The sequence below is a fragment of the Chitinophaga sp. genome (genome assembly GCF_035564935.1).
Taxonomy (GTDB): domain Bacteria; phylum Bacteroidota; class Bacteroidia; order Chitinophagales; family Chitinophagaceae; genus Chitinophaga.
Genome location: NZ_DATMTE010000727.1, coordinates 1 through 8913, shown reverse-complemented (window position 1 = coordinate 8913; position 8913 = coordinate 1). Strand labels below are relative to the sequence as shown.

The following is an 8913-nucleotide window of genomic DNA, read 5'->3' as shown; positions in this document are numbered from 1 at the left end:
CAATGAAGACTCTCGCCGGAGTTTCATCAGTAAATTTGCCAAAGGAGTAGTAGGTGCATCATTGCTGCCGAATATCCTGACCGCAGCTGATAAACAAAGAAACATCCAGTCACTTTCCCGCCTGAAAGAAAAATACAGTGCCAACGACCAGATACAGATAGCGCTGATAGGTGCCGGTGGTATGGGAACAGCAGATGCCAATACGGCGATCACTGTACCTGGTGTAAAGCTGATAGCCGCCTGTGATTTATACGATGGCCGTTTGGCAGATGCAAAAAAGAAATGGGGTAGTGATATTTATACTACCCGTAGCTACCAGGAGATCCTGGATAGAAAAGATATTGATGCGGTGATCATTGCCGTGCCAGACTTCTGGCATAAGGATATTTCCGTAGCAGCTATGAACAAAGGTAAATCCGTATACTGCGAAAAGCCGATGGTACACGATATCAGCGAAGGCCCTGCAGTAGTGGAAGCACAGCAGCGTAACGGAAAGGTGGTATACCAGGTGGGCAGCCAGGGTATGAGCTCACTGGGTAATGAAAAAGCCAGGCAGCTCCTGAAAGATGGCGCCATTGGTAAACTGAACTATGCAGAAGGCTTCTGGGCCCGTATGTCGCCTACCGGCGCATGGCAGTATCCTATTCCTGCGGATGCATCCACCAAAACGGTTGATTGGACCACCTATCTCAAAAATGCACCCAAGCGTGATTTTGACCCGCTGCGTTTCTTCCGCTGGCGCAATTACAGGGACTACGGCACCGGTGTTTCCGGCGATCTGTTCGTTCACCTGTTTTCCAGCCTGCACCTGGTAACCGGTTCCCTGGGCCCCAACAAAATAATGGCTACCGGCGGATTGCGTTACTGGAAAGATGGAAGAGAAGTGCCTGATATTATGCTGGGTATGTTTGACTACCCGGAAACGGAAATACACCCCGCGTTTAACCTGTCGCTCCGCGTAAACTTTGTAGATGGTACCGGTGGCACCAACTACCTCCGTATGGTGGGTAGTGAAGGCTCTATGACGGTAGAGTGGGATAGGGTAACCCTGTTCCGCAACAACGTGCAGGTAGATGAAAACGATCCGCTGGCTGCTGCGAATGCTGCTGCTTCCAATAATGGAAAATCGTATGCCTATCACCGTGCGAACATGCTGGATCCTGAAAAAATGATCTATGAAGCAGAGAAAGGGTACAAAGGCGCGCATTTCGATCACTTCTACAACCTGTTTAACGCTATGCGTACCAATGGTAAGGTTGCGGAAGATCCTACCTTCGGGTTCCGTGCTGCAGCGCCGGCGCTGTTGTGTAATGAAAGCTATTTTGATAACAAGATCATCCACTGGGATCCGAAGAACCTGAAAGTGGTGAGCAAGTAAAACCGGGTACATATGAAGCACCTTTTGATACCAGCGTTGTCGGTATTAGGTATGGCGGCTGTATCCTGCGGAGGCAGTACTACACATAACGAGAGGGCCAATGCCGTTGCAGTAGCGGATTCTGTGGTAAGCACCACGCTTGCCGATTCTACAGGTGCGGTATTAAGTGAAGCAGAGAAAGCAGCCGGCTGGCAACTGTTGTTTAACGGCCATACCCTGGATGGCTGGCGTACTTACAAAAACAAACCGGCAGATTCCTGGGTAGCGGAGAAAGGGATCCTGCATTGCCTGGGAAATAAATCAGACAAGTCGGATAAACGGGGCAACCTGATCACAGATAAGCAGTTTGAAAATTTTGAACTGACGGCCGACTGGAAGCTGTCGCCACAGGGCAACAGCGGCATTATGTACATGGTAACGGAACAATTCGAAACCCCTCAGCTGAGCGGGCCGGAATACCAGATCATTGATGATAAAAATTTCCCGGAGAAGCTGGAGCCCTGGCAACATACAGGCGCCAACTACGCCATGAACCCTCCCCTGGTGGATGCTGCCAATCCTGTTGGCGAATGGAACACTACAAAGATCATTGTAAACAAGGGTCATGTAGAACATTGGCTGAACGGGAAAAAAACAGCCGACTACGAGCTGTGGACGCCTGAATGGAAGCAACATAAAGCCGAAGGCAAATGGAAAGATGCCAAAGGTTATGGCCTGTCAAAAAAAGGCCATATTGCTTTGCAGGACCACGGCAGCGAAATATGGTTCAAAAACTTAAAGATCAAAGCGCTTTAAAAACAATTGGTCCAGCTTATAAAAAATCCCGTCAAGGTTTACCTGACGGGATTTTTTTATGCAGTTCAAATGAACCGGCGAATGCTTATAAAGCTGCTTCGTAGCGTTTGCTGATAGCGTTCCAGTCAACAACATTCCAGAATGCTTTCAGGTATTCCGGACGGCGGTTCTGGTATTTCAGGTAGTAAGCATGTTCCCATACGTCTACACCGAGGAGCGGCGTACCTTTTACTTCAGCAACATCCATCAGTGGATTGTCCTGGTTAGGTGTGGAAGAAACTTCCAGCTTGCCATCCTTTACGGTTAACCATGCCCAACCGGAGCCAAAGCGGGTAGCGCCGGCAGTGTTGAATTTTTCCTGGAATGCTTCAAAAGAACCAAAAGTGCTGTTGATAGCATCTGCCAGTTTACCGGTTGGCGTACCACCGGCATTAGGCGCCAGGCTGGTCCAGAAGAAACTGTGATTCCAGTGTCCACCGCCATTGTTTCTTACAGCCGGGCTGATTTTACCGGCATTGGCTACCAGCTCTTCCAGCGATTTGTTCTCATTTTCTGTGCCTGCTACTGCTTTGTTCAGATTGTCTACATAAGCCTGGTGGTGCTTACCATGATGAATTTCCATTGTCAGTTTATCGAAATTCGGCTCTAACGCATCAGTTGCGTAGGGTAAGCTCGGAAGTGTAAATGCCATAACTTAGATTTTTATGGGTTTTAAAATATGATTTCTTGATAGTCGCCAAATTTACTGCCAATCCGTTAAAATTTAGTGATTTAATTATTAAGTTAAGGTATACTTACCGGTTGATGGCTGTAAATTGAGGAAATCGGCCGGGAGCTGGCCTTGATCACATGGAAAATTATTTTATATTTACAGATACTCGGTTTAAGAAGAAGTAACTTCAGATATATTTTCAGGTGTGACTGGTGGTTATTTACCTGTTGTTTGTTTAAAACTAATAGTATGCAGACAGGCTCGGACTCGGGGCTACATTTTTCCCTTAATGCCTTACAGAAGGAAAATGAGCATTTAAAAAATCGTATCCATTGGTTGGAGAGCGTTTTACATCATGTACCCGCCATGATTTACAGCTATGATAATAGTACAAAATCTGTGACCTGGTGTAATGATCGCCTTGCGGAAACAGTTGGTTTTTCTGCTGACGAAGTAATGGGAATGGGCATGGAGTTTTTCCGGCATATCATGCATCCTGAAGATTTTAAACTGGCTGCAGTAGCACAGCAATCTTTCATTAATAACAAGGCGCAGTTTGGCGGCCTGGCCCGCATCCGTAAAAAAGGAGAGATCGATTACCGGTGGCTGCTTGGGCTGGAAGTGCCGTTCACACATGATAAAAACGGAAGGGTAGTGGAAATCATCTGCGCGTTCCTCGACCTTACTAATACCATTGATACGGATGCACAACTATCTGAAGCACTAAGCGCCATCATGCGCAGGCAAAATGAAACGCTGTTTAACAAACTAACCCCACGGGAAAAAGATGTGCTGGGCATGGCCGTGAAAGGACTGAACAACAAGGAGATTGCACAATCGTTGAACCTTAGCCGTTATACCGTAGAAACCCACCGGAAAAATATCCGTCTGAAACTAAAGGTCCGTAACACATCGGAGTTGGTAGCCATTGCCCGTAAGATCGGATTTGAGTAAATACACTTTCCTGGTAACCAGTATTTAACAAAGGAACAACCGGTTGTAAAACATCTGCTAAAAGTTGCTAAATATTTTAAAAAATACCCAACATTGGGTATTTGCTCGTTTTTCAAACTCAACTAATTTAGTGGATTAAATATTAAATGTGTTTTTAAACATCCGGTATGATTACTATCTGAAATACCCCTATGACTATGATAACCGAGGAAAGAGCATTTAACATCTTACAATTGGAAGAATCTGCGACTGCAGAGGAAATTGTGGCCCGTTACGAAATTCTGAAAGATCAATACAGAAGAATCAAAGATGAAACGGAAGACCTGAGAACGCGGCTGGCTTATCAGTTGAAACAAATAGAACTGGACGACGTATTTATATATTTCAGGAGAAAACAAAGAATATAAAGCACCCTGACCAGCCTTTTGTATCACCAGGGAATACTATGCCTGCATCTGCCTGTTAGCTTTATTTCGTTATATTTATGCGTCTAAACCCTACCTAAACACTCAGTCTATGAATGTTATCTTCATTGTTTTGATAGTACTGGCCTTAGTGGTTATACTGTCTTCGTTTGTAACCGTACAGCAGGGAAACGTTGCTGTTACTACTATTTTCGGTAAATACAACCGGGTGCTTTTTCCCGGGCTGAACTGGAAAATACCCATTATCGAAAAAGTATTTAAACGGGTATCTATCCAGAACAGGTCTGTAGAGCTGGAATTTCAGGCCATCACTATTGACCAGGCCAATGTGTATTTCAAAGCCATGTTGCTGTATGCCGTATGGAACCAGGAAGAAGAAACGCTGAAAAATGTGGCGTTCAAATTTATGGATGAAAGAAGTTTCATGCAGGCGCTGGTACGCACCATTGAGGGCTCTATCCGCGGATTTGTAGCTACCAAACGGCAGGCGGAAGTGCTGGGATTGCGAAAAGACATTACCGAACACGTAAAAGAACAGATCGATAAAACCCTTGAAGAATGGGGTTTCCACCTGTTAGACCTGCAGATGAATGATATCACTTTCGATGAAGTGATCATGAAATCAATGGCACAGGTAGTGGCTTCCAATAACCTGAAAGCGGCTGCCGAAAACGAAGGACAGGCATTACTGATCACTAAAACCAAAGCGGCGGAAGCAGATGGTAACGCTATTAAGATTGCCGCGGAAGCTGAGCGCCAGGCCGCTCAGTTGCGTGGTATGGGTGTGGCCCTGTTCCGGGAAGAAGTGGCCAAAGGTATGAGTATGGCTGCCAAAGAAATGCAGCAGGCCAACCTGGATACCTCGGTGATCCTCTTTTCCATGTGGACGGAAGCCATCAAGCACTTCGCCGAAAATTCAAAAGGAAACGTCATCTTCCTCGACGGCTCTTCCGAAGGAATGGATCATACCATGAAGCAAATGATGGGTATGAATAAGCTGATGGATGCCAACAAAAAGTAATTATCTCCTTTGTTCAAAGAAGGTTTTCATCAGCTGTAAACTTTCTTCACTGCAGGGACCGGCCTCCAGTTTTGTTTTCGGATGAAACGGGGACCGGTCGCCGGTAGCTCTCCGGTAGCTGTTCTTATCATCCGGCGCTGCATATACGATCCTGCCTATCTTGCTCCAGTAAAGTGCGCCGGCACACATCAGGCAGGGCTCTACTGTTACATACAACGTTGCCTCCATCAGGTATTTACTGCCCAGGGTATTAAAGGCTGCCGTTAGCGCAATCATTTCCGCATGTGCGGTACAATCATTCAATCTTTCTACATGGTTATACCCACGGCCAATGATGCGGTTGTTCAGCACCACTACTGCACCAATAGGTACTTCTCCGTCTTCAAAGGCTTTGCGTGCTTCCTGCATCGCCTGCCGCATAAAATGTTCGTCTGTCATAACAATTATTGGTGATCAGGGGCTGACTAAAAAAAGGCGGCTCTCCCAAGTGATGGAAAGAAAAGCCATTTAAGCGATTCACCGGGCCTTCATTTTACTTTTAGTCAGCCGCTGATATTATTTGTTGATCATTGCCAGGAAATCATCTTCCGACAGGATCTTGATGGTATTGATCTTCTTTGCCTTCTCCAGTTTGCTGCCGGCATCATCGCCTACTACCAGGTAGTTGAGCTTGCTGCTTACGCCGCTCATTATTTTACCGCCTTCCTGTTCCACCATTTCCTCTGCCTCGCTGCGTTTCAGTTTATGCAGGGTACCGGTGAACAAAAACGTTTGCCCGTTGAGGTTACCCGACGTATGCGTTTCCTTTTTGGTGTTGGTCATGCTGATGCCCAGCGCTGCCAGCCTGTTCAGCATCCGGATATTGTCGTTGTTGGCAAAGAACAGTCGGATGGAGCCGGCCACTTTAGGGCCTATATCTTCCAGTGAAAGGATCTGTTCTTCCGTCCAGTTTTGCAGGTCCATGATATGGTTCACTGCATTGGCCAGTGTTTTGGCGGTAGTTTCTCCCACGTAGCGGATGCCCAACCCGAAGATCAGGCGATGCAACGGCTGTGTTTTGGATTGCTCAATAGCCGACTGGAGGTTGGTCAGTGATTTTTTGCCGAAGCCTTCCAGTGCGGCTATCTTTTCAAAATCCAGTTCATAGATGCCGGGTATATCTTTCAGGAGTCCTAATGAAAAGAACTTGCGCACGTTGCTTTCGCCGAAGCTTTTAATATCCATGGCATCTTTGCTTACGAAGTGGATCATTCTTTCCACTACCTGGGCTTCACAGTTGATGTTGGTACAGCGCCAAACGCTTTCTGCTTCCGGCTTTACGAGTTTATCGTGACATACGGGGCATCGTACCGGGAAAATGATTTCCTGTTCGCTGCCATCCCGCAGGTCCGCTACGGATTTCACGATATAAGGAATTACGTCTCCGGCTCTTTCCACCAGCACGGTATCTCCCAGTTTCAGGTCTTTCTCTTTAATTACCTCTTCATTGAAAAGGGAAATGGATCCCACGGTTACGCCGCCAATGGGTACCGGGTCTATTTTTGCTACCGGTGTGATGGAGCCGGTACGGCCCACCTGGAACTCCACGCTGCGGAGCTTACTGGTGGCCTGCCTGGCTTTAAATTTATAAGCAATGGCCCAGCGGGGGTGGTGGGTGGTCATGCCCAGCCGGTCCTGCAGGTCGTAGTCGTTTACCTTTACCACCATGCCATCTATTTCATAGGGCAGGTTGTCGCGTTCTGTTTCAAATTTCAGCACGTAGTCAATCACTCCCTGTATGCCTTTCACTACTTTCTTTTCTTTGGCGGGACTCCGGAAGCCTAAAGTAGACAAGAGGTCCAGTGTGCCGCTATGTGTTTTAAGCGCGTCCGGTTCAGTTTTTCCCCGGTTCATGTTATGATAGCTCATGTGGTAGAGGAAGGCTTCCAGTCCGCGTTTGGCTACCTCGTTGGGATCTACCATCCGTAATGAGCCGGAGGCAGCGTTGCGCGGGTTTGCCAGCGGGGGCAGGTTATCCGCAATACGTTTATCGTTGAAGGCTTTGAAGGTGTTTTTATTGATGAGCACTTCCCCGCGTATTTCTATCTGGTGTATACCATACTTTGAAAAGGAGGCTGATAACGGGATAGAGCGGATCTGTTTAATGTTGGTGGTAATGTCTTCCCCGGCTACGCCGTCGCCGCGGGTGGCACCGCGCGTAAGCCGGTCGTCTTCATAGATCAGTGAAATACTGGCGCCGTCGAATTTAGGTTCAATGCAATATTCAATTTCAGCAAGACCGGCGCTTTCGCGGGCTTTGCGGTCCCAGTCCAGCAGGTCGTCTGCATTGTAGGAGTTTTCCAGGCTGAGCATGGGTACCAGGTGTGGTACGGTCACAAATTCTTTGGTAAGGCCCTGTGCAACCCGTTGGGTAGGTGAGTCGGAAGTAACAAGGTCCGGATGCTCTAGTTCCAGTTTTTTCAGCCAGGCAAACAACTGGTCATATTCATAATCGCTGATCACGGGTTCACTTTCCACGTAGTAGCGCCAGTCGTTATAACTGATTACACGGCGAAGGGCATCCAGGGTTTCGTCAATGGATTGCAGCAATTGTTGCTGCTGCACATGGCTGAGCAGCTGTTTGGCCAGCTGTGTCAGGGTTATTTCTATCTCCTTTGTGTACATAATTGATATAACTGAGCCGTAAATTTAAACTTATCTTTCAGGTTAGGGATATCTCTTCAAAAAAATCCGGGCACTTTGTTTTAAATGTGATATTTTTTTCTTTCATTTGAATATAGTTCCGCGCGTTATTCGAAAAACTCACGTTTTACTGTAATTCCACGTCTTTATGATGTCCATGTACACCAAGAACCTCAACACACACCTTGTTGAAATACAGGATTATTTCAAGGTAGCCATATCGGTTGACTGTGTTATTTTCGGCTTCAACAACGATGAGCTGAAAGTACTGCTGATAGAATCAGATCTCAAGGAATTTAAGGGCAAATGGTCGCTGCTGGGCGATATCGTGCGACCTGATGAAGAGCTGGATGAAGCAGCTTACCGCGTGTTGAAAGCCCGTACCGGGCTGGATAATGTGTATATGGAGCAGGTGCAGACCTTTGGTGCAGTGGAGCGTCATCCCGCGGGCAGGGTGATCACTGTAGCTTATTATTCACTGGTGAATATTGAACATGTGGAGTTGAAGATGAGTAATAATGAACTGCACTGGCATAGTGTAAAGGAGCTGCATGAAATGGCCTTTGATCATAAGCAGATCCTGGATACCTGCCATGAGCGGCTGAAGCAGCAGGTGCTGGTACAGCCTATTGGTTTCAACCTGTTGCCACGCAAGTTTTCCCTCCGCGAACTGCAGAACCTGTATGAAGCGATCCTGGATATGGAGCTGGACCGGCGTAATTTCAGGAAGAAGTTTTTATCGATGGATCTGCTGATGGATTTGAATGAAGAAGAGGAAGATGTGCCTCACCGTCCGGCAAAGCTCTATAAATTTAATTTTGATAAATATGATCAAAGAAAGAAGCGATATCTCGGGATCGGCTTTTAGAAAAGATCATTGTAATATTTTTTTCTCCCATACATTTTAAATCTTTCCTGTTCCTGTTAATTTAAATGAGGTGAAAAT

The 8913-nt window shown here is 46.7% G+C and carries 9 protein-coding genes; 6 read left to right on the top strand and 3 right to left on the bottom strand.

What is annotated here, in order from left to right:
- The coding region (locus VN105_RS18815; RefSeq protein WP_325643072.1) for a Gfo/Idh/MocA family oxidoreductase at window positions 1-1378 on the top strand (1378 nt) is incomplete at its 5' end.
- A 12-nt stretch (window positions 1379-1390) separates the two neighbouring features.
- Complete coding sequence (locus VN105_RS18810) at window positions 1391-2173, top strand: DUF1080 domain-containing protein (RefSeq protein ID WP_325643071.1); 783 nt, start codon at window positions 1391-1393, stop codon at window positions 2171-2173.
- Between the two features lie 85 nt (window positions 2174-2258).
- Here VN105_RS18810 and VN105_RS18805 read toward each other — a convergent pair whose 3' ends face one another.
- Window positions 2259-2864 (bottom strand): superoxide dismutase, encoded by a 606-nt coding sequence (locus VN105_RS18805; protein ID WP_325643070.1) that lies wholly within the window; start codon window positions 2862-2864, stop codon window positions 2259-2261.
- A gap of 270 nt (window positions 2865-3134) precedes the next feature.
- Here VN105_RS18805 and VN105_RS18800 point away from each other — a divergent pair, with 270 nt between their 5' ends.
- The 3 genes from VN105_RS18800 (at window position 3135) to VN105_RS18790 (ending at window position 5285) form a co-directional block, all read left to right on the top strand.
- The gene (locus VN105_RS18800) at window positions 3135-3839 is read left to right on the top strand and encodes a LuxR C-terminal-related transcriptional regulator (protein WP_325643069.1); all 705 of its coding nucleotides are present in this window, start codon (window positions 3135-3137) and stop codon (window positions 3837-3839) included.
- A 191-nt stretch (window positions 3840-4030) separates the two neighbouring features.
- A complete protein-coding gene (locus VN105_RS18795; protein WP_325643068.1) occupies window positions 4031-4246 on the top strand; it encodes a hypothetical protein in 216 nt (71 codons plus the stop codon).
- 109 nt (window positions 4247-4355) lie between these two features.
- A complete protein-coding gene (locus VN105_RS18790) occupies window positions 4356-5285 on the top strand; it encodes an SPFH domain-containing protein (protein ID WP_325643067.1) in 930 nt (309 codons plus the stop codon).
- Here the strand turns inward: VN105_RS18790 and VN105_RS18785 are convergent, their stop codons facing one another.
- Together VN105_RS18785 and ligA are read right to left on the bottom strand one after the other, a co-directional pair.
- Complete coding sequence (locus VN105_RS18785; protein ID WP_142684835.1) at window positions 5286-5723, bottom strand: nucleoside deaminase; 438 nt, start codon at window positions 5721-5723, stop codon at window positions 5286-5288. It abuts the gene before it with no gap.
- A gap of 117 nt (window positions 5724-5840) precedes the next feature.
- Window positions 5841-7949: an NAD-dependent DNA ligase LigA gene (gene ligA / locus VN105_RS18780; RefSeq protein WP_325643066.1), complete on the bottom strand. Its 2109-nt coding sequence runs from the start codon at window positions 7947-7949 to the stop codon at window positions 5841-5843.
- A gap of 166 nt (window positions 7950-8115) precedes the next feature.
- Between ligA and VN105_RS18775 the strand changes: the two genes are divergently transcribed.
- Window positions 8116-8835: an NUDIX hydrolase gene (locus VN105_RS18775; RefSeq protein WP_325643065.1), complete on the top strand. Its 720-nt coding sequence runs from the start codon at window positions 8116-8118 to the stop codon at window positions 8833-8835.
- The last annotated feature ends 78 nt before the right edge of the window (window positions 8836-8913 follow it).

Excerpts from the sequence above, each read along its gene's own strand:
- VN105_RS18810 (WP_325643071.1), top strand. The coding sequence starts at position 1,391 with ATGAAGCACCTTTTGATACCAGCGTTGTCGGTATTAGGTATGGCGGCT.
- VN105_RS18805 (WP_325643070.1), bottom strand. The coding sequence starts at position 2,864 with ATGGCATTTACACTTCCGAGCTTACCCTACGCAACTGATGCGTTAGAG.
- VN105_RS18800 (WP_325643069.1), top strand. The coding sequence starts at position 3,135 with ATGCAGACAGGCTCGGACTCGGGGCTACATTTTTCCCTTAATGCCTTA.
- VN105_RS18795 (WP_325643068.1), top strand. The coding sequence starts at position 4,031 with ATGACTATGATAACCGAGGAAAGAGCATTTAACATCTTACAATTGGAA.
- VN105_RS18790 (WP_325643067.1), top strand. The coding sequence starts at position 4,356 with ATGAATGTTATCTTCATTGTTTTGATAGTACTGGCCTTAGTGGTTATA.
- VN105_RS18785 (WP_142684835.1), bottom strand. The coding sequence starts at position 5,723 with ATGACAGACGAACATTTTATGCGGCAGGCGATGCAGGAAGCACGCAAA.
- ligA (WP_325643066.1), bottom strand. The coding sequence starts at position 7,949 with ATGTACACAAAGGAGATAGAAATAACCCTGACACAGCTGGCCAAACAG.
- VN105_RS18775 (WP_325643065.1), top strand. The coding sequence starts at position 8,116 with ATGATGTCCATGTACACCAAGAACCTCAACACACACCTTGTTGAAATA.